The sequence below is a fragment of the Aquiflexum sp. genome, assembly GCF_041749095.1.
Taxonomy (GTDB): domain Bacteria; phylum Bacteroidota; class Bacteroidia; order Cytophagales; family Cyclobacteriaceae; genus Aquiflexum.
Genome location: NZ_JBGTCA010000483.1, coordinates 1 through 20,927, shown reverse-complemented (window position 1 = coordinate 20,927; position 20,927 = coordinate 1). Strand labels below are relative to the sequence as shown.

The following is a 20,927-nucleotide window of genomic DNA, read 5'->3' as shown; positions in this document are numbered from 1 at the left end:
TGCTTATTTGCCTTTTCATCATCAGTACATCTTGGCTCAATTCCTGAAAGGTTTGATTGTCAAAGGTGGTAAGGAGGAATTTTTCAATTACAATTACTTCAACTTCTCTGGTCTGAAAGGACAGACCAAAGTAAGTAGAAGCGGGCTTCATTATTACTCAAGCTTAGTCACTTTAGTACTTTCATCACCCAATGAAGAATTTATGGACTATTTGCTGGAGCAGGTATTTGATACCCCGAAAATTGAATTGGGAAACCTCATCCTTTCACCCGAGTACACCGAACAGGAAACCGAACCTACCTTGGAAACATCAAACAAGTTTGTTTGTATTTCTCCATTGGTATTGTTGACCCCTGCTTTCAATGACGAATCAGGAAAAAGATTTATCAATCCGGATACAGATGAGTTTTCTGATCTGTTGTATGAATCTACCCTGACCAGGATGGAAAGATCGGGCTGGTATTCCCAGGAACAAATGGAATCATTCTATAAGTTTCAGGTAGTACCGGATATGAATTATGTAAATAAGCTGAGAGAGCAGCAAAAGAAATTTGCCAGAATCTACTCCGTTTATGACATGGATGTCAAATATGAGGTTAGAGGTTACACCCTCCCATTCACCTTGTATGCCGCTCCAGAAGTTCAGGACTTCGTGTTCAAATGTGGTCTAGGTGCCTTCACCCATAAGGGATTTGGTATGCTGGATCTTGCTAACCATGCAGTGAATCAGAGAACAGAACCTTACAAGTTCAAAAGAGAAGGTTTTGTCCCGTACAAACCTTCTGACAAACCCAAGTCCTCAGAATTTGAGGAAGGTGGTTCAGAAGAAGAGATCTAATAAAAGCCCGGTTATGAAGCCGGGCTTTTTTTTAGTGCTGATTCTAATATTTGTAGATTGGATATCTCAAGTAAATTGGGATTCAGAAATCATCCTTTTATACTCTTTGGGAAATTCTGAGGATTGACTTGGATTGCCCGAAAATCTTAAAAATATCCTTTGTGTGTTTTATTAATTAAGAAATCAGCCTATCAACTTATAAAACCCGATTTTTCAAATGGGCCCCAAATGTTTATCTTTATCCATTATCTTCTTCCAACCCATTTTACAAAACAAAAAAACATGAAGCCCAAAAAAATCAAACCTATTGTCATCGCCTTCATTTTAGTTTTATTCACTTCGGCGTGGATACCCTTTCAGGTCAATGATGCTGACCCTGAAATCCAATCTCCTGAATCAGGAAGATATTTGTATGTGGCTGTACCGGGAATCCGGAATTACCTGGGGTATGGCGGTCATGGGATTTTGGTATTTGACATGGACAACGACCATCGGTTTGTCAAAAGAATCAAAACCCAGGGTTTACTTCCCAACGGCAAGCCTTCCAATGTCAAAGGGGTGGCAGTTAGTGTGGCCCTCAACAGCATTTTTGTCAGCACCCTCCAAACACTCCAACGCATTGACCTGACTTCGGAAAAGATCCTTTGGGAGAAGACCTATGAGGGCGGGGCAGATCGGATGGCAATATCACCTGATGGTAAAACCATGTATTTACCTTCCCTGGAAAAGAGTTTTTGGAATGTGGTCGATTGCGAATCGGGTGAAATCATCAAGAAAATTGACGTGCATCAGCGGGCACACAACACACTCTATGGCCCTTCAGGGAAACATGCTTACCTGGCCGATATTGCATCGCCTTATTTACATGTGACAAATACCGAAGACCATTCCATCATCAAAAAAGTAGGCCCCTTTAGCAATGGTGTCCGGCCTTTTACCATAGATAGTCAGGAAAAATTAGTTTTTGCAAATGTGGATGATTTGTTGGGTTTTGAAGTGGGTGACCTGAAAACAGGGGAAGTACTGAACAGTATTAAAGTGGAAGGTTGGGAAAAAGGCCCTGTACGGAGACATGGAAACCCGAGTCATGGTATCGGTCTTACGCCAAATGAAAAAGAAGTATGGGTCAGTGATGGCCACAATATGCGGATGCATGTATTCAGTGCAACACCACCCTATCAGCAACTCACGACCATTCCTCTTCAGGACATGCCCGGATGGATCACTTTCAGTTTGGACGGGAAATATGCCTATCCTTCCAGCGGTGAAGTAATCGATGTGGAGACCCGAAATATTCTCTTGACCCTCAAAGATGAATTCCATAATTATGTGGCGAGTGAGAAAATGGTGGAAATCCATTTCACCAAGCATCAGGTAACCAAAGCAGGAGATCAATTTGGAATCGGAAGGGCTGTGAAATGAAGGTGAATGGTCATTTGTTCTTGCTAAACATTGCTTTTATGCAGCCAATCCCACCTCTTTAAAGTCAATTTCAAAGGAGGCCCCGGGGTTGGAGCTGATGGTCAATTGGCCATTGATCTGCCGGGTCAGGGTGCGGACAAGTTTCAAACCCAATGACTTGGATTTATCAATGTCCAGATTTTCATCCAAGCCTTTACCAGTATCTTCCACCAATAGTTTGTAGGATCCCGGTTCAGACTGACTGAAGGTGATATTGATCTCCCCAAAATCCATATTTTCAAATGCATATTTCAGGGAATTGGATAACAGTTCATTCGTAATCAAACCTACTGGAATAGCCATATCCATATCCAGGTTGATCTCTTCTGCCTCAATGTTGACGTTGATCTGTTTGTCTGATCTATAGGTTTGGGTCAAAAAGTCACTCAATTGGTGCATATATTCCTGCATATTGATCTTAGAGAGGTTTTCATATTGGTAGAGTTTCTCATGGATCAAGGCCATTGTCTTCACTCTGCTTTGGCTTTCCTTCATGGCATCCTTTACTTTGGCATCCTGCAGACCACGTGTCTGCATACTCAAAAGACTGGAAATGATCTGAAGGTTGTTTTTGACCCTATGGTGGATTTCTTTCAACAGCAGTTCCCTCTCATCATTTTGCTTGGCTATCTCTTTGTTTTTGGCCTCCAAGGTATCGTTATGTTTTTTCCTGATTTTGGCTAGCCTGAAAAATAATGCTGCAACCACCAGAAACAAAAACAGTCCGGCAATGCTTAGATAGATCTGTGCCTGTTGTTTCCCGGCACGGAGTTCCTGAATTTCCCTTTCACTCTCTAACCCTGCGATGGCTTGGTCTTTTTTCTCCGTTTCATATTGGGTTTCAAGTTCTGCAAGCTGCCTGTTTTTGGTCTCATTAAACACTGAATCTTCATAAGCATTAAATAGCACCAGAAAATCATAAGCATTTTTATAATCACCCTTACCCTGATAGGTTTCTGCCAATCCTTGATAGGAATCCCGTAAAGCACTGATGTCATTCAGTTGCTTTCTGATATCAAGAGAATTTTCCAAATACTTCAAAGCCTCCGCATATTTCCCCTCCTTACTTAGGGAATATCCCATGTTAAACAAAAACCCGGCATAGGCTTGGGTATTTTCATTCCTAATATGTGCCATAGATTGTTTGTAATATTCCAGTGCTTTTTTGTAATCCTTTTTGGTGAATTCTATATTACCCATCAGATTTAGCACATTCCCCATTTGTTCATACAAATCGTTTTCCTCATAGTATTGATAACTTTTCCGGGCATAAATCATGGCTGAGTCCATGCTTCCATGATTGTAATTGTAACTGCTTAATTTGTAATCCAAAACGGCTTTCTCATATTTGTTTTGCCTATTTTCAAAAAAACTTTTACTTTTTAGTAAAGCATTGTATTGCTTATCGTTTTCCCCTTTGAATTCATATACATCTGCCATCATCGAACTCAATCTGCTTACAAAATATTCATGTTGGTTTATTTCTGCGATCCGAAAGGCATGCAACAACATATCGAGGCCTTCTTCCTGTCTGTTCAGTTTGGAAAGGGCTAAATATTTATTCACGTACAAACCTATCCACCTTACCTCCATAGAATCCAAATGGCTGCTCAATAGGGAGTCGGTCTTTTCAAAATACTGCAGGGCAGTACTAAATTCCGATTGTTGGTGATGGACAAGCCCAATGTTTTCATAGACATTACCCAAGGACTTTGCGTCATTCAGGGATTCAAAAACCGGAATGGTCCGTAGGTAATTATTGATGGCCGAATCATATTGCCCTAATTTTTCCTGCATGACACCAATGTTCATACTCATCCGTGAAGCATCTACCTCAGAACCATCTTTCTCGTAGAATTCTTTCGCAAGATTGAATTCGTCTTTGGCAGTATTGATTTCTCCCCTGTAGTATTCCAGTAATCCCAAACTTTTGTGAAGGTCGCCAAGAACTCCCGGCAAGTCTGCTACCTGTGGGTCACTGATTGCGGAATTAAAAAAATCAAAAAACTTAGGATCTAGGCTATCCACTCCTTTTACCTCCATTTTAACAATTACATTTTTTGCTTTTTCAAGGTCTCTGTCCTTAAGGTGTGTTTGATAGTTTTTTTGATAAAACCTTAAGGAATCCTGTACCCATTGAGATCCTTGTGGAAACGCAACTGTTTGAATCAAGACGACTAATAAAATGGAAATCGGGTATTTAATTTTCATCAGCACATTGATTTGATTATAAATTCAATAGAAATGATTGAATTCATTGGGTTAAAAATACTTTATGCAGTTAGAAATATACTCATTTTAATCAAAAGGAGAAGGCTTTGTTCAAACTATGCTTTATCATTGTAGGCAATCCTCCCATTAATTTGCCAAATCTAGAGACCCTATTTTAAATGATTCAATGCCCATTACCTCTCTGCCTTCCTACAGGTGGGAATCATCCTACTTTCCGATAGGCAGTGGTCATCCGTCCCCTTGCAACACGGATAAACCGGAAAAAAAATGGATGGCCGTATTACACTTCAAGGCCTTTTACTTTTTAAACCAAAAAACTGCCTTTTATTTCAAAAGACAGTTTTTTGATTGATATCGCTTTCGCAATATATCACCTGTTTGTTAATTCAAATCTGATCGGGAGCTGATAAGCAACTTCTCTGGGTGTGCCGTTTTGTAATGCAGGGGACCAATTAGGCATCTTTTTGACCAATCTTAAGGCTTCCTGATCCAAGTCCGGATGGACACCTTGGGACACATAGGGTTTTAAAATTTTTCCTTCTTTGGAAATCCTGAAATTGACCAAAACAACACCCTCAACTCCTTGTCTAAATGCCAGTTCCGGATATTCTATTGCTTCCTGAATAAAAGTGGCTATTGCCTCCTGACCTCCGCTGAAAGCGGGCAATTCCATACTTCTTAATACTATATTCTCAACTTTGGAAGGGGTATATTCTGCAACCAGTCTTTCTTCCTGGGCCATTACAGATATTGTCAAGAGGGATAATGCGATTACTGCAAATGTGGTTTTCATGGTTCATTTAATTTATGTTGTTAAAAACTTTAAATGAATCTACCTGAAATCAATACATCTGCCCCTTGTGTAGGTAACAACACGCATAAATTGTGAAAGAAGTGTGCTAAAATGTCAATGTAGAAAAATTACAACATTCTGATTTGGTGCAGCAACCAACTGTACTGATTTCTGCTGATGGGGATTTCTTTGCCTGCGATTTGGACAGATTCCGATTGAATGCTGTCTATTTCTTCCAAATTAATCAAATAGGATTTGTGAATCCGGACAAACCTATGGGCATCCAGCTTGCCTTCCAGCTCTTTGAGGATGGAGCGGATCACATATTTTTTGTCCTTGGTGTGTACATGTGTATAATTGGCGTCTGCCTCAAAATAAATGATCTCGTCCAACTTGAGTTTGACCAACATGCCATTGGTACGAATAAACATACTGTCTTTTAGTACAAAGTCTTCTGTAGTTTCTTCGTTGGATTTTTTGGTCTGTTCCTTGGCAAAGTTGGCCATGGCCATTTCTATGCAGGCCAAAATATCCTTTTCATTAAATGGTTTGACCAGATAACCGTAGGGATGTACCTCCTTAGCCCGGTTAAGCGTCTGCATGTCTGAATAAGAAGTCAGCATGATAAAGGGTAAATGATATTGCTCATTGATCTCAGCTGCAAGTTGAATACCGTCTTTCCCTCCTTTGATCTGAATGTCCAACAATGCCAGATCCGGTGATTTTTCTTCAATCAGGGCCAAAGCTTCCCTTGCACTGACGGCAATTCCACAGACCTCGTAGCCCAATTCCTCCAAAATATCCTTGAGGTCTTCCGCTATTACCAACTCATCTTCGACGATTAGTATTTTAATTTTTTCCAATGTCTTTTTGATTAAGTATGAATAAACAAAAATTTGAAATGAAAAATATTTTCAACTTTTGGAAGCTAACATAATATGATGGATTTTAAATCGCAAGAAATCCAATTCATATGGGTAAAATACTTGTTACCATTCATCTCACATGAGTTTCTGAAATTTGGCTTAGATGTTGCAAACAAAGTCAACAATGAAATCCAATTATAGATACAGCGAGGAAGACTCACTCTGCTTCAGGCGGGTTAAAAAAGGTCGGGGTTTTGCCTACCTTGATGAAAAAGGTGTGAAGATTGGTGATAAGCTTAAATTAAACCGCATTAAAAACCTGGTAATTCCTCCCATGTGGAATGACGTGAATATCTGTAGATTAGATGATGGTCATATTCAGGCTACAGGAAGGGATCTGAAGGGCAGAAAACAATACATCTATCATTCAGAATGGGAAAAAAGCCGTCAGGAAGAGAAATTTAAGCGAATGTCCCTGTTTGGAAAGGCACTTCCAAAACTTAGAAAAAGGGTTCAAAAGGATTTAAAAACACGAAGTTGGTCGAAGCAAAAGATCCTTGCTTTGATGGTGACGATTCTCGATGATACCGGTATCCGGATTGGTAACAAACAATACGAAAAAGAAAATCAAACTTATGGTTTATCCACACTTCGCCGGAAACATATGGTCGTGGAGGGAGGGACACTTTCTCTTTCCTTCAAAGGAAAAAGTAACAAAGAGAGAGAGGTTACAATAGATAATGGCGCCATAATGCGACACATCAAGAAGGTTGCAGAATTGCCCGGTTACGAACTTTTCAAGTATGTTGATACAAATGGTAAGGTAAATCGGGTGGATAGTTATGATGTTCAGGAGTATATTAAAGAAAATATGGGGGAACAGTTTACCTGCAAAGACTTTAGGACATGGGTTGGTAGTAGGCTGGCCATAGAATTTTTTCCTGAGGCTATCAAACATTTGGAAAAATTTCCCGGAAAAAAACAGGAGACCGTGTTGATTCGCATGGTCGCAGACGAATTGGGGAATACACCGACTATTTGTAAAGGATACTATATCCATCCCCTTATTTTGAATAAGATAGATGTTGGCGAATTGCCACTAAAAAACCCATTTCGGGAAACAAATTCCCCAACTTCATTGGACAAAGCTGAAAAATTGTTATTGAAGCTATTGGAAAAATAAATTGTTTCAAATTTTTATACTTTTAATGCAAATCATTACATAAGTTACAATTCATACTGTTTTATTCTATTCTTGGAGTAATATTTGTCTGTTAGCTTATCTAAAATGCAGTTTTTGGAGAAAGGTGTATTTTTCGAAAATCCCATTAAATAATCTAACCTTCTTCTTTATCCCTACTATATAATATGTTATTAACAAAAGAAAATCAAACCCCGGAGAATCTGCTCAAAAAGAACGAAATCCTTGACGGTGTTCATTCTTTGATAGGCAACACGGGATTGATCCGATTATCCAGACTTTTTCCTGACAAATTGATATATGGAAAGCTTGAATTAATGAATCCGGCAGGAAGCATCAAAGATAGAACGGCCAAATTTATCATCGGGAAATCCCTGGAGTTGGGATTGATCGATTCAGATTCTTTAATAGTAGAAAGTACTTCAGGAAATATGGGGGTGGGTCTTGCCCAAATTTGCCTGTACCATGGACTTGACCTCCGGCTTGTAGTGGATCCTTACATCAACAACCAAACGCTGAGCTTATTGGAAGCCTATGGAGCAAAAATTGAAATGGTGAATAAAGCGGATGAGCATGGTTCATATCTGGGAACTAGGATAAATAGAGTTCAGGAAATCTTAGCAGAAAATTTCAATTCATTTTGGACCCAGCAATATGAAAACCCACTAAATCCCCTCACCCACCATGAGACCGCTGAGGAAATCGTCAGCCAATTGGGTGATTATCCTGATTATATATTGGCAGCCACCAGCACATGCGGGACATTGATGGGATTCGCAGAATACAATGAGCAGATCGGTGGAAAAATGAAAATTGTTCCCGTTGACGCCTTTGGAAGTGTCATTTTTGGAGGAAAGGCAGAAAAAAGAGTGATACCGGGTTTTGGAGCTTCAAAGACTTCTTCCTTATTGAGGGAGGAATTGTTGGAGTCACCCATGTGGATAAGGGAATGGGAAAGTATCGTAGGTTGTAAAAAGCTCCTCCGACATGAAGCTATCCTTGCAGGAGGATCTACCGGTGCATTGGTTGCTGCCATGGAAAAACTTGATATGAATCCGGATGAAAAAGCAGTTATTATCATTTGCGATCGTGGTGAAAGATATCTGGAAACTATCTATTCGGATGAATGGATCAATAAAACTTTTGGAACTGAAGTCTTTGAACTGATTAAAAGAAAAGTAGATGAAGGTGTGGAGTACAAACCATTTAACTGATATAAACAGCCAAAACAAAAAGGTTTTGGCAGATTACATAGGCGATGGTTATTTGCCGGAATCGAACTTCCGTGTAGCTATAGTTGGTGGTGGACCAAAAGGGGCATATGCGATAGAGCGGTTAACCAGTGTTTGGGACGCTTATAGTTCAGGCAAATTCCTGGATATCGTATGTTTCAACAAAACCGATGATTTTGGCTCGGGTCCAAATTATCAGCCGGAGCAGCCTGATTTTTTGTTAATGAACTACAGCCTTGGAAAAGTTGATTTCTGGACGGGTGAAGAGGAGCAACTTGTCTATGACCGGCCTGATCTTCACGAGTTTTTGATAAGATACCAAAATGAACATGAAGAAGAGGTTTTAACTTCAGATTATAGTTCCCGTGCTGTGACGGGCATCTATCTCCAATACTGCCTTTGCAAAGTCATTGAAGCCCTACCATCAAATATTCGCCTGCATTTGGTTACCGATGAGGTGAAGTCCATTACTGAAATCTCTCATAGCCTCATGATAAATACAGAAAATGGAATGCACTTTGGATTTTCAGAAGTGATGTGCTGTACAGGTCATGCTTATAGCTTTGAAGAAGCACACAGTTCCGGTAATCCGGCAAGGAAAATAAATGGGGCAACTCCGACACTGCACAAGTCTGTCTATCCAATTCATCATTTGCAAAACGAAGACATTTCCGGTGAAACTGTCGCAATCAAAGGTATGGGATTAACTTTTGTTGATGCTGTACTAGCTATAACAGAAGGCAAAGGTGGGAAATTTGAGAAAGATAATGGCAGAATGACGTACTTGGCATCCGGAAGAGAACCCAAAGAAATTCTGGCATTTTCAAGAACCGGTTTACCGATGATTGCCAGACAGGGCGATCTTGGGACAAACGGTTTTTCTTTAAGATACTTCACAGAGGAAACAGTTGACCATTTAATCGAAAAACATGAGGGGCTTGATTTTAAATCACAATTATTACCATTTATTCAGCATGAGTTCAGGTATCAATACATAGTCCATCTTTTGCGCAATAAATCCGACAAGAGTATCCTTTCGGAAAAAACTTTACTGGAGTTGGAATTTTTTGCAACCGGAATTTTCCCTGACTTTTCTCCATTCGATCTGGAAAAATTCCTGTCTCCAAAATTACCCCCAAAGGAATCGCACAGTGCTGTAATTGCATACCTGGAAGAAACCGTTTATCCGGAAAATTTTGATGAATTACATCAGTCATTTGTGGCCATGTCATCCTTATGGCGCGAAATAAACCCGATTTTCAATAAACTTTATTCTTTTGGGAAATTGAGTGGAGAAAGTCAGCGTTGTTTTGATCTCGACTATTATAGCAGATTCCAACATGTTGCCTTTGGTCCACCTAAAGAAAATATGGAGAAAATACTTACGCTTGCAAAAGCCGGTATTTTAAGGTTTGACCTGGCGAACGATCCCAAAGTGTCAGTCCAACATCAATCTTCAAAAATTAAAATAAGAAATAAACAGGTTCCTTGTTCCAAAGTAGCAAGCCTGCTAATCGATGCCAGAATTCCCAAATCCGGAGGATTGGAAACCCAACCGGAATACATCAGACAACTTATATTGGAAATGGGTGTGGATTTCTTCTCAAACGATGACTATAAAACCGGATGTTTGGAACTAGATGGGACCGGAAGATTGAAAAAACAGCAACAAATATGCTTTTATGGTACACCCACGGAAGGTTGGACCCTCGATAACGAAAGCCTTTCCCGGTCTAACAATAACTTCCTTACACTTTGGGCAAAACAAATCGCACAAATATATGTCAACACCAAAAATCCCAAAATTAACTCCGATTATTCAACCATGGATCAAGGATCTGACAAGTAATTTGAATCAGGTCAATAGTTGGATAGATAAATATGGCTCTCCTATCAACCTTTTGAATTTAGATTCTTTTAATCAAAATTTCCGGAGATATGACGGAATTTTTAAGGAATACGACCTGAAAAGCAGTGTCTTTTTTGCCAGAAAGGCCAATAAGTGTAAAAGTTTTGTGTTGGCTGCGAAGGAATTTGGTTTTGGCGTGGATACCGCAAGTTTGAATGAAATAAAGGATTGTATCAATGCGGGATTGGCCCCTGAAAAAATCACAATAACAGCCGCTGTAAAAAACCGTGAGCTTCTTAGCTATGCCGTAGCGCATCAGATTCCGATCATTTTGGATAATAAGGATGAATGCGAGCTGCTCCATCAGATACTTATTGAAGTTAACAAAACCATTCGCGTCGGATTCCGGATGAGCGGCTTTTGGCATAATGGCGAAAAACTGTATTCGAGATTTGGTTTTGATGTTGATGATGTGGTTGATTTTATTTCAGAAAATATCACTAAAGCGGGTAAATACAACCGTTTTAAGTATCATGGTTTACACTTTCATTTGAATGGATACTGCACGGAACAAAGGATACATGGCTTATCACAAACCTTGGATGTAGCTGACGCACTTTCTAATTTGGGATTGGAGACAACTTTTATTGACATAGGCGGAGGTATTTTGATGAATTATTTAGCTTCTTCATCAGAATGGGAAACTTTTCATAAAAGCCTAAAGGAAAGTATCAATCCGGACAAAAAGGAGATCACATTTCAAAAAGATTTGTTGGGAATAATCCATGTTGACGGCAAATTAATCGGTGAACCAAAGGTGTATCCATATTTCAATGAATTATATCAGGAGAGATTTGTGGAGAAAATATTAACTGGTATAAAAGACGGCATACCTCTCTACAAGCATTTAATTCAAAGAAATATCGAAATTAGAATTGAACCGGGAAGATCTTTGTTGGATCAGACCGGAATCACGATAGCCCAGGTTGCCTTTAGAAAATGGGATTCCCAGGGAAGACTTTTGGTGGGATTGGAAATGAACCGGACCCAGTTGTTCAGCTCCAGTGCTGACTTTCTTCTTGATCCTATTTTCCTTCCGCAAAACAAAATCGCTGATGCACCCTGTGAAGTATATTTTGTGGGAGCATATTGTCTTGAACAGGAGTTAATATTAAAAAGAAAGATTGGACTCAGTCAGCATCCTCAAGTCGGAGATTTAGTTTGTTTTGTCAATACCGCAGGATATATGATGCATTTTTACGAAAGTGAGGCACACCTTTTTGATCTTGCCCAAAATCTAATTGTAGAAAAGAAGGATACTTGGGAAGCCATTCCCGATGAAGAATATTGGATAAACTGTAGAAAATAAGTTAATCAATCCTTGAGGAGACAATACTGATATCAGCAGTTTTCCATACCTCCTCAAACCTATCTTTTACAGAAGCGGCTTCTGCAGATTTCCCCTGTTGTTCCAATGCCGCATTAAGTCCCTTCAGTGCCCACCCGTTTTCAGGATAGACTTTCAGATCCTTAAGATAAACCTCTTCTGCTTTGGCGTAATCGCCTGCTTCAAGAAGAACTGCTCCTAAATGGTGTCGGACAGAAAGGAACCAATCAGGTGGCTCATTGAAGAGCAGGCTATCTTCCAATTCAGTCGCTTTTTCCAATAACTGAATTGCCTTTGTGTAGTCATTGGATGCAGCAGCCAATTCTCCTTCCAACACCAAAGCAGCAATTTCCAAGATAGAATCCAGGGAATTGATATCCCAAATCTTTTCTTCCTCCAGTTCAGGTAAATGAATATGGTTTTTTAAGGCATTTAATTCCTTAATAGCATTATCTAATTGACCTTTACCCAGAAATGCCATTCCACGGGCATAGTGTAACACCCCTTTTTGGTAAGGAAGCTCAAATACATCTTGCGGAAATTTCAATATTTCTTCCCACTTGCCGAATTTGACTCTGGTGAATAGCGGAATGGTGTAATAATGTTGCACTGCACCAAAACCCGGCACCGCCATCACCTCTTTCGCCGTGTGTTCGAAAAGCCTATCAGCAGCATATAGTGCCCATTTACTGCTCCCTTCCAGTATGGCTGTCCCGGCCATAAAGTGTAGGTTGTGAGGAAAATAAGCTATGGGATATACTCCCTCAGCTTTGCAGGTTTCAATATAAACACTGTCTACTTTTGCTGCACGGAGATTGGAAAGGGTTCCAAGGTTATAATGGCCCGTCTGAATGTAAATATGGCTTGGCATATGGATTAGATGGCCTGCCAAAGGTGTGAGTCCTTCATCAAATAACCTCGCGCTAGGTAGCCCCCTCTGAGGATTATCTGAGGGTTCTACCACATGCATGTACAGATGGTGGGCTCCAACATGTTTAGGGTTTTGTTGGATAGTGTTTTCAAGTATTTCAGTAATCAGGACTGTGTTTCCTTTAGGTCTTTTTTGCCTGTCATACAAATCCCAAGGCTGTAAATCCATTAATGCTTCTGCATACATCACCGCAATTTCAGCGTCATCAGGATATTTTTCATGGAGCTCTGCCAAGGCTTCAGCATAAGCCATATCCAGTCCTGAACGGTCATAAGGTGGTATTTCTGCATACCTTTTTTCCATGGCCAATATAAGGTCCGCCTCCTTTGCACTTACAGAATTGATGTACAACTTTGCTTTTTGGATGGCACTGTATGCTGGAGCATAATAGTCTTCCTCCATTCCAGCGTTGTAGTTAGGTCCCAATACGTATGCCTGTCCCCAGAAAGCCATAGCAAATGTAGGATCTAAATTAGCTGCATATTGGAACGACCGTTCAGACTCCCCATGATTAAAGGCATAGGCTAGTAACAAACCTTGATTAAAATATTTCCTGGCAAGTTCATTACTCGTAGTGACAGGATAATCAATCAGATCCATTCCCTCAAGGAGTGGGGCTTTTCCACCAGAAAAGTCCCATCTTACCCCGGCTGGAACGAAACATAAGCTTATGGCATCCTGGTAATAATCCCTCACCTGCGTATCCATCTCAACTGGTTTGTTACAGGAAAGCAACACTAAAGTTGCAAGTCCGGTCCGGACTGATTTTACATTAAATTTCATATGACTCCCCTTTATTGATTAGATATATATTTAAAAAAATCCTTAGTTCTTCTTTCAATTTTATATCGATAAATTAATGAATATCAAATACTTTTAAAAATTTTTGATATATATTTTACCTCATTTTTATTTGAAAAAATTCCAGCCTTGTTAAGATGGATTTCAAGGGGTTGGTTGCTTAAAAACTTTATTAATTCAAGGTCGATGAGACAATTCTTTTTTTTATTTATCGAGTCATTTTTTTTCAAAACCAATCCATTAATTTTTAGAGTTTGGAATAAATATGTCAGGATTTTATTAGTTGATTATTGTTCTTGTATGCCCTGTAAATGTCAATTTTATATTCAAGAAGGAATCCTATATCAATGGATTCAACAAGATTTTAAGTTTTCCAAATGATACCATAAAAAAACCCGGAACTATCATTCCGGGCTCTTAAAACTTCCTTTTACAAGGACGATACTGTTCTCAAAAAAATGGTCACTTTCAATGAAAGTTTCCTCAGGGTGAATTTAAATGAGACGGATTATTTGAAAAAATTAAGATTGTAATTAAACTAATTGGTTTTTACTCTGATAAGACAACCAATAAAAATAGAAAAAGCCCATTTGAGGAACCGATAACAACAGTACATTGGGCAGAATTGAGCCTGCTGCACTACCGATTTCAATTCCAAGCAACTTAAATACGGTAAGGATAGACAGTACCGCAACCAATGCAAACACATTTGCCAAAATCAATTTTGTCTTGTTTTTCATAATTATATAAAAGGGTGATTAAAGGGTGATTAATCAAAATTTATCCTGCAATCCAAGGGCTGATTTATGATTACTTTCCCCAATTGCTCCCCTAAGATGTGACAAATTATTTTATTTCCAAAACCTTGCATGAGGGCTGCTATCTCATCCAAGAGGGCTGAAAATGAGTAAATTGGAAGTAACAGGAATACATAAAACAATTATTGCAGGTGGAAAAAGAGAATTTGTATTTGACCAAAAATCAAGTGGTCTAAAAAAAATTAATAAAAAGTGAAAATATTTTTTTTTATTAAAGTCATTATAGACGATTATCCTAAAAATGGGCCGTATCACTTTTTGAACGAAGCTTCTATTCGACCCCTTCGAGGTCGCTGGTCTGCGCACGGTCATTTTTGCTATAAACATATGACCCTTTCAGTGTCGGATCTTGATGTTTGAAAGTTTTCCAACAAATGTCAGTTGTTGTTCTGGCCAAATATCCCGAATGGATAACATGTGTATAGATTAGACACATGCTAAAACGTCGAGCCGGAATGGGCCGTATCACTGTTTCAACGAAGCTTCTGTTCGACCTCTTCGAGGTCGCTGGTCCGCATACGATCATTTTCTCTATAAACATATGACCCTTTCAGGGTCGGCTCCCGATGTTTCATAGTCTTCCAATAAATCTCAATTGTAGATACAGCCAATTATCCCGAGGGGATAACATGTTTAAGTCTTCCAATAAATCTCAATTGTTGTTCTGGCCAAATATCCCGAGGGGATTACATGTTTATAGTTAAATAAGGAACATGCAAATAAGCCGACCCAGAAGGGGTCGTATTAATATTTAATGAAGCTTCTGTTCGACCCCTTCGAGGTCGTTGGTCCGCACACGTCCATTTTTTCTATACATATAACCCTTTCAGAGTCGGCTCCTATTGCTTTTAAGTTTTCAACGAACCTTAATTGTAAATTCAACCAATTATCGCGAAGGGATAACATGTTTAAAGATAATATGACACAGGCTAAAAAAGCCGACCCAGAACGGGTCGTATCAATATTTAACGAAGCTTCTATTCGACCTCTTCGAGGTCGATGGTCCGCATACGTCCTTTTTTTCTATAAACATATGACCCTTTCAGGGTCGGTAATCGATGTTTCATAGTCTATCAACAAATCTCAATTTTAAATTCAGCCAATTATCCCCAGGGGATAACATGTATATAGAAATTAAAAATATTGGCAAAACAGGTCGACCCTAAAGGGGTCGCATAGTCTTTTGCCTAACTATAATCAATCATCTTCAATCCAATCAATAGATTTTTAGATATAAAACCTGTAAATTATTACATTGGAAAAAGTAAACCCCTTTGAGGATTTTGCTTTCTTGTAATTCCTATCCTTTGATTGAATAAATCTACATTATCCATCCTCCTATGAACAACAGAAAAAGAAGATCATTTATCAAAAAAAGTGCTGCAGCGGCAGGAATTTTTTTAAGCAATTCCTTTGAACAAAGTTTTGCAAAATCGGCTGCGGATCTTGAAAAGGCTTTATTTGATTATTCAAGGGATGGGGGGATGCAGTTTTCATTAGCATATTTTTGGGGACCTCAACCTGACAGGGTTGCCCTTGCAAAGCAAATTGATGTCATGGGTGCCGTTGGGGGTATTAACCCTAAGATGACCAATACACCGAATAAAAGCGCATGGAGCTTTGACGTGGTTCATGGAGTAAAAAAAGCCTGGGCAGAATTAGGATTGGATTTCAATGTGGTGGAAGGTCCGCCAACTTTGGGAACCAAAACCAAACTTGGACTTGAAGGGCGGGATGAAGAGATCTCCAATTTCATCACATTAATGGAAAACCTTTCCAAATCAGGTGTAAACACCATCTGTTATAATTGGATGCCCATTGTTTCCTGGGCAAGGACCACCTTGGATAGACCTGGCCGAGGTGGTGCATTGGTAAGTGCTTTTGATATTGAAGACATCAAACACGAAGCTGATATCACTGAATATGGGAATATAACCCATTCAAAAATGTGGGCAAATCTGGAATACTTTCTCAAGGCAGTAATTCCGGAAGCCGAACGCTTTGGGATTAAACTGGCCATGCATCCCGATGATCCTCCGATAGATGGCATCAGGGGAATTCCCCGCATCATGACTTCTGTGGATGCTTTCAAAAAACTACTGGATATCTACCCTAGTCCAAGCAATGGCCTTACCTTTTGCCAGGGCAGTTTCGCTTCTATGGGCGGTCCCGGTGAAGATGTGAACATTCCTGAGGCCATCAGGTATTTTGGAAAGAAACAGGCCATCCATTTTGTCCATTTCAGGGATGTCAGAGGAAACAAAAACAACTTTGAAGAGACCTTCCATGATGATGGCAAAACAGACATGTACGAAGCCATGAAGGCTTATTATGAAATTGGCTTCAAAGGCCCCGTCCGCCCTGACCATGTGCCGACCATGCACGGCGACAGCAATGAAAAAGCTGGTTACAGCAATTGGGGAGTATTATTTGCTATTGGTTATATGAGGGGATTGATAGAGGCGATTGCTAAAAATACATAAACATATGTGAATGACACTAGATTTGGTATTATCAGTGTGATTGTACCCAATCCTGCCGGTAACATACCAAATTAATAAAACTATGGTTATATGATTCAATCTCCGTAACATCCCTGTCTGCCGAAAGGCTAAACACATAACCTGTTGGTTCTAAAATGAAAATGCCCACATGGATAAAGGAGATGACCGAAAGCTTTTGGTTTCAGGACTTTTTAATTATCTTAGTTACGTTTTTAACCGATTTTTTTATGAAGAAGATTTTTATCAAAAATGGAATTATAGGTAAAACCCAGATGGTTTTTCTGGAATTCCCCTACGACTTTGAGCTGAAGGAACTGGTAAAGACATTTCCCGGAATCGATTGGAAAAAAGAACTCAAGGTATGGTATGTCCCCTATTCGGACAATAAACTTAGCGAGCTGTTGGAATTTTTTAAGGGAAAGGTTTGGTTGGATTATTCCCAGTTTAAGAAAGTGAAGATTGAAGAGGCATTTGATAATTTGCCACCTATTTCTAAAGAGCTCGGCCAGGAAATACAAAAGTTTACAGATTGGATGCGCAACCGTAGATACTCCGAATCCACTATTAAGAACTATTCAGGGGGTTTGGGTTTATTTTTTAGGTTTACAGGAAATAAAAATCCCGAGGTTATTTCTAATGAAGACCTGGAATCATTTCATAAAGACTATATTATTTTAAGAAAATACTCCGCTTCATTTCAATCACTTGTTATCAATGCAGTAAAGCTTTATTTTTCGAACAGACAAAAAAGAAAGCTGGAGGTTCAAGGTATAGAGCGGCCAAAAAACCCGAGGATTTTACCTCATATTCTGAGTAAAGAAGAAGTGAAAGCTATCTTACAGTCACATCAAAACGTAAAGCACCGAGCCATGCTTTCGTTGATATATGCCTGTGGACTGAGAAGATCAGAATTGTTAAACATCAAGATCGGTGATATTGATTCCAAAAGGGGAATGCTGCTTATCCGTCAGGGGAAAGGCAAAAAGGACAGGATGGTACCAATCAGTGAAAAGATCTTGGAATTGCTTAGGGAGTATTACAGGTATGAAAAACCAAGGGTGTATCTGTTTGAGGGAGAAAAACTGGGCGAGAAATATAGTGCTGGTAGCCTACAAAAAGTTCTAAAGACTTCGCTTTTGAAGGCAGGGATAAAAAAACCAGTTACGCTACATTGGCTAAGGCACAGTTATGCTACACATCTTTTGGAAAGTGGAACTGATTTGAGGTATATTCAGGAATTACTTGGACATAACTCAAGTAAGACCACAGAAATTTATACCCATGTAAGCCAAAAAAGCCTTGAAAAAATCAAAAGTCCATTTGATGATTTATAAATATATAATCAACCAAAGGTGCATCTATAGAACTGTGGAGGCTAAGTAGATATACCAAAGGTTTATAAATAAACAAGTTGTGCGTAAGTTGACCAAAAAATAAAACATAGAACTTTAAATACAAAATAACCAATTTAAAACCAAAATCAATTATGAAAAAAATTACTTTACTTTTAATGACAGTCCTAATCTATTCGTGCGGAAACAACAAAGAAGAACAAATGCTTTACGATTACCAGCAGAAAAACGTAAAATCTATGAACTTCGATTTAAAAGACCTTGACTATAAAGTCCAAGAAATTGAAAAAGTTACTGACATAACTGCCGCTGACAGTTTAAAACACCTAAAATACGAACTTGCCGAATTTTGGAAAAAAAATCCTGAACAATCGCTTGTAGACACTTTAAGTTTCCAATATGTGAAAAACGTATTAAATGAATCTATAACTCAACAGGATACATTATATAAACTTTATCAAGAATCTGTATTAACTGCAATCCGAATTGATGACTATTCATATGAATTGGAATCTAAAAGAAAAAGAGACGATGCAATGGATGAAATGTTTTCATATAAAAAAACACTATCCGATGTTGAATCACTTGAAAAATATTTTAATAAACTATCCGAAAAACCAGACTCTATACTTTCATCAAAATATAAAGCTATTTATTCTTTAAAAAATCCAATGTTAGGTAATACAAAACAGACTTTTGATAAGATATTTTACACTAATTCCGAACAAACTGCATTTGTTAAAGAAGAAACAACCGAGAAAAAATAAAACCTATACACAACAATGGCTTCACGTCAAGCAGGTAATTAAAATACTTGATTTTAAAACAAACACCAAAATTTGACTTTATTTCTGATATTAATTGCTTGTTTTGTGGGATATTTTCTTATCAAATTTTGGATAAAAATAGTTAATAATATTTTCAACCCAATCGAAAAAGGCATTGCGAGAAAGCAAAACAAACCTGATTCTAAAACTGAAAAAAAAGAAGGAATGAAAAGCAACTCTAATCTTGGGGAATTTGATATAAATGACTTTCCTGAACAAGAAAGAGGTAAATCATTTTATTTTTACGAGTATAATAAACCTGATGGAGAATGGATTGATATTGACGAGCCGATATGCAAAATTCGTATTGGTGAATATGGCGGTGGATTTATGTTTAAATCAGCAAGCGTTATTGCAACTCAAGCAGGTATTTTAGAACATACTCGTAAAAAAAATGATTTACTTGCGAATGGAAGTGTTTTTTACAGGCTTCATAAAAAAGGAGAATACCAATATGAAAACAATATAGAAAATTCAGAATTCAAGGAATATTTTAAAAGTCCAAATTTTAGGTCATTTGATAAATGGTTAGTCTCTGATGGTGAATACGTTAAGATTAGCACGCCAATCTTTGAGTATAATGACCATAAATTTCAAAAGCATATAAACTATTCGAAAAAAGCTGGTTTTATTCATCAAATTGAACCTCAAAAGGTATATAATTTAAAGGTAAATGAGTTAATGTATATAGTCAGGGATACCGATTTAAATAGAACAAATAAGCGCTTTATCAATGAACCAAATATAATTAGTGATGAATTTACAAACTCAACAATAATTAAATGGAATAAAGTAAGTTCAAGGTTTTCAAAAAGTGAAGGCATTAAAACAAAATCTGATGACTTTATAACAGATTTTGTTTTCAGTTTCAACTTCATTGACAATAATGACTTTATTGTTTTTCACTTTGACCCTAAACAAATAAAGCCAAAACAATTTGATAAAATCCTTTACTTATTTGAAAATGGAGAACAAATTCAATATGAATTAATAGAAAATCCTATCTCATCAATGAACAGCCAAAATGAAAAAGTTTTGGAATACAAAGGTTTAATTACAGAAAACGAACTTGAATTGTTTGCAAATTATAACTTGAAAAAATGGAAAATTTCGCTTGTTAGTGATAAAAGAGAAATTTTAGGAGGAGAAATTGGCGGGGATGACTATTACACTTCAAAAAATAATCTACAAATTGTAATTAAAAAATTTGCAACTGAATATATAAGTTTGGTTAAAAAAACTATTACTAACTACCAACCAACGGTATTAAAACAAACTAAACCAATTAATGAAGCAACAACGGATTTTTGTTTTGTTTATTTAATGCACGACTTAAGTAATGGTTATTATAAAATTGGTATTTCTAACAATCCGGAATATAGAGAAAGGACTTTACAGAGTGAAAAACCAACAATTGAAATGATTAAGTCTAAAAGGTTTCCGACTCGTGGAATAGCAGAAAGTATAGAAAAAGCCTTGCACGTTAATTATTCAGAAAAAAGATTAAGAGGTGAATGGTTTGAATTAGATATAATTGATGTTGAAAACATAAAGGAAACTTTGAAATAAAACCTACGCACAATTGAGTAGACGGCTCCGCCATTGAATGACGGAGTGCGCCTCTCACACCACCGTACGTACGGGTCTCGTATACGGCGGTTCGTAAATTGATGGGTTCAATTCTATGTAAAAGCTTTAACATTGCTTGGTAGCCCCTTTGTTGAAGTCTATTGAGGGTAATAGTGGAGTTCAAAATTGGACTCTGGGCTACTGCCCAACCTCCTTTTCTTGTTCTACTCCACGCATAGGCATGGTCTTGGTCTACACCCAATCGG

General features: G+C 38.2%; 15 protein-coding genes. 10 read left to right on the top strand and 5 right to left on the bottom strand.

Annotated features, from left to right (window positions below; all coding sequences use genetic code 11):
• Positions 1-838, top strand: an 838-nt coding sequence (gene cas6, locus ACEW8O_RS22060) for a CRISPR-associated endoribonuclease Cas6 (RefSeq protein ID WP_373496795.1), incomplete at its 5' end; no start/stop codon positions are given.
• A gap of 282 nt (positions 839-1,120) precedes the next feature.
• Positions 1,121-2,260: a YncE family protein gene (locus tag ACEW8O_RS22055; protein WP_373496794.1), complete on the top strand. Its 1,140-nt coding sequence runs from the start codon at positions 1,121-1,123 to the stop codon at positions 2,258-2,260.
• A 36-nt stretch (positions 2,261-2,296) separates the two neighbouring features.
• On the opposite strand, the gene ACEW8O_RS22050 is transcribed toward ACEW8O_RS22055, so the two are convergent.
• The 3 genes from ACEW8O_RS22050 to ACEW8O_RS22040 all read right to left on the bottom strand — a co-directional run bounded on the left by ACEW8O_RS22050 (position 2,297) and on the right by ACEW8O_RS22040 (position 6,187).
• On the bottom strand, positions 2,297-4,510 hold the full coding sequence (locus tag ACEW8O_RS22050; protein ID WP_373496793.1) for a histidine kinase dimerization/phosphoacceptor domain -containing protein: 2,214 nt from the start codon (positions 4,508-4,510) through the stop codon (positions 2,297-2,299).
• Between the two features lie 391 nt (positions 4,511-4,901).
• On the bottom strand, positions 4,902-5,324 hold the full coding sequence (locus ACEW8O_RS22045) for an energy transducer TonB (RefSeq protein WP_373496792.1): 423 nt from the start codon (positions 5,322-5,324) through the stop codon (positions 4,902-4,904).
• Positions 5,325-5,452: 128 nt separating this feature from the next.
• The gene (locus ACEW8O_RS22040) at positions 5,453-6,187 is read right to left on the bottom strand and encodes a LytR/AlgR family response regulator transcription factor (RefSeq protein WP_373496791.1); all 735 of its coding nucleotides are present in this window, start codon (positions 6,185-6,187) and stop codon (positions 5,453-5,455) included.
• Between the two features lie 187 nt (positions 6,188-6,374).
• On the opposite strand from ACEW8O_RS22040, the gene ACEW8O_RS22035 reads away from it, so the two are divergent.
• The 4 genes from ACEW8O_RS22035 to ACEW8O_RS22020 all read left to right on the top strand — a co-directional run bounded on the left by ACEW8O_RS22035 (position 6,375) and on the right by ACEW8O_RS22020 (position 11,841).
• Positions 6,375-7,373, top strand: coding sequence for a DNA topoisomerase IB (locus ACEW8O_RS22035; protein WP_373496790.1), 999 nt, complete (start codon positions 6,375-6,377; stop codon positions 7,371-7,373).
• A 185-nt stretch (positions 7,374-7,558) separates the two neighbouring features.
• A complete protein-coding gene (locus tag ACEW8O_RS22030; protein WP_373496789.1) occupies positions 7,559-8,605 on the top strand; it encodes a pyridoxal-phosphate dependent enzyme in 1,047 nt (348 codons plus the stop codon).
• 25 nt (positions 8,606-8,630) lie between these two features.
• The gene (locus tag ACEW8O_RS22025) at positions 8,631-10,472 is read left to right on the top strand and encodes an FAD/NAD(P)-binding protein (RefSeq protein ID WP_373496788.1); all 1,842 of its coding nucleotides are present in this window, start codon (positions 8,631-8,633) and stop codon (positions 10,470-10,472) included.
• Entirely contained in the window at positions 10,405-11,841 is a 1,437-nt protein-coding gene (locus ACEW8O_RS22020) for a Y4yA family PLP-dependent enzyme (RefSeq protein WP_373496787.1), read from the top strand. The genes ACEW8O_RS22025 and ACEW8O_RS22020 overlap by 68 nt, the downstream gene beginning before the upstream one ends.
• Position 11,842: 1 nt before the next feature.
• Here the strand turns inward: ACEW8O_RS22020 and ACEW8O_RS22015 are convergent, their stop codons facing one another.
• Both ACEW8O_RS22015 and ACEW8O_RS22010 read right to left on the bottom strand, forming a co-directional pair.
• Positions 11,843-13,573 carry a tetratricopeptide repeat protein gene (locus ACEW8O_RS22015; RefSeq protein ID WP_373496786.1) on the bottom strand — a complete coding sequence of 577 codons (1,731 nt, stop codon included), beginning with the start codon at positions 13,571-13,573 and terminating at the stop codon, positions 11,843-11,845.
• Between the two features lie 551 nt (positions 13,574-14,124).
• Positions 14,125-14,331, bottom strand: a complete 207-nt coding sequence (locus ACEW8O_RS22010; RefSeq protein ID WP_373496785.1) for a hypothetical protein — start codon at positions 14,329-14,331, stop codon at positions 14,125-14,127.
• A gap of 1,418 nt (positions 14,332-15,749) precedes the next feature.
• Here ACEW8O_RS22010 and ACEW8O_RS22005 point away from each other — a divergent pair.
• From ACEW8O_RS22005 to ACEW8O_RS21990, 4 genes are all read left to right on the top strand, one after another.
• Positions 15,750-16,892, top strand: a complete 1,143-nt coding sequence (locus tag ACEW8O_RS22005) for a mannonate dehydratase (RefSeq protein WP_373496784.1) — start codon at positions 15,750-15,752, stop codon at positions 16,890-16,892.
• 248 nt (positions 16,893-17,140) lie between these two features.
• Entirely contained in the window at positions 17,141-18,247 is a 1,107-nt protein-coding gene (gene xerA, locus ACEW8O_RS22000) for a site-specific tyrosine recombinase/integron integrase (RefSeq protein ID WP_373496783.1), read from the top strand.
• 152 nt (positions 18,248-18,399) lie between these two features.
• Complete coding sequence (locus ACEW8O_RS21995; RefSeq protein WP_373496782.1) at positions 18,400-19,032, top strand: hypothetical protein; 633 nt, start codon at positions 18,400-18,402, stop codon at positions 19,030-19,032.
• Between the two features lie 72 nt (positions 19,033-19,104).
• Positions 19,105-20,661: a GIY-YIG nuclease family protein gene (locus ACEW8O_RS21990; protein ID WP_373496781.1), complete on the top strand. Its 1,557-nt coding sequence runs from the start codon at positions 19,105-19,107 to the stop codon at positions 20,659-20,661.
• Positions 20,662-20,927: the final 266 nt, after the last annotated feature.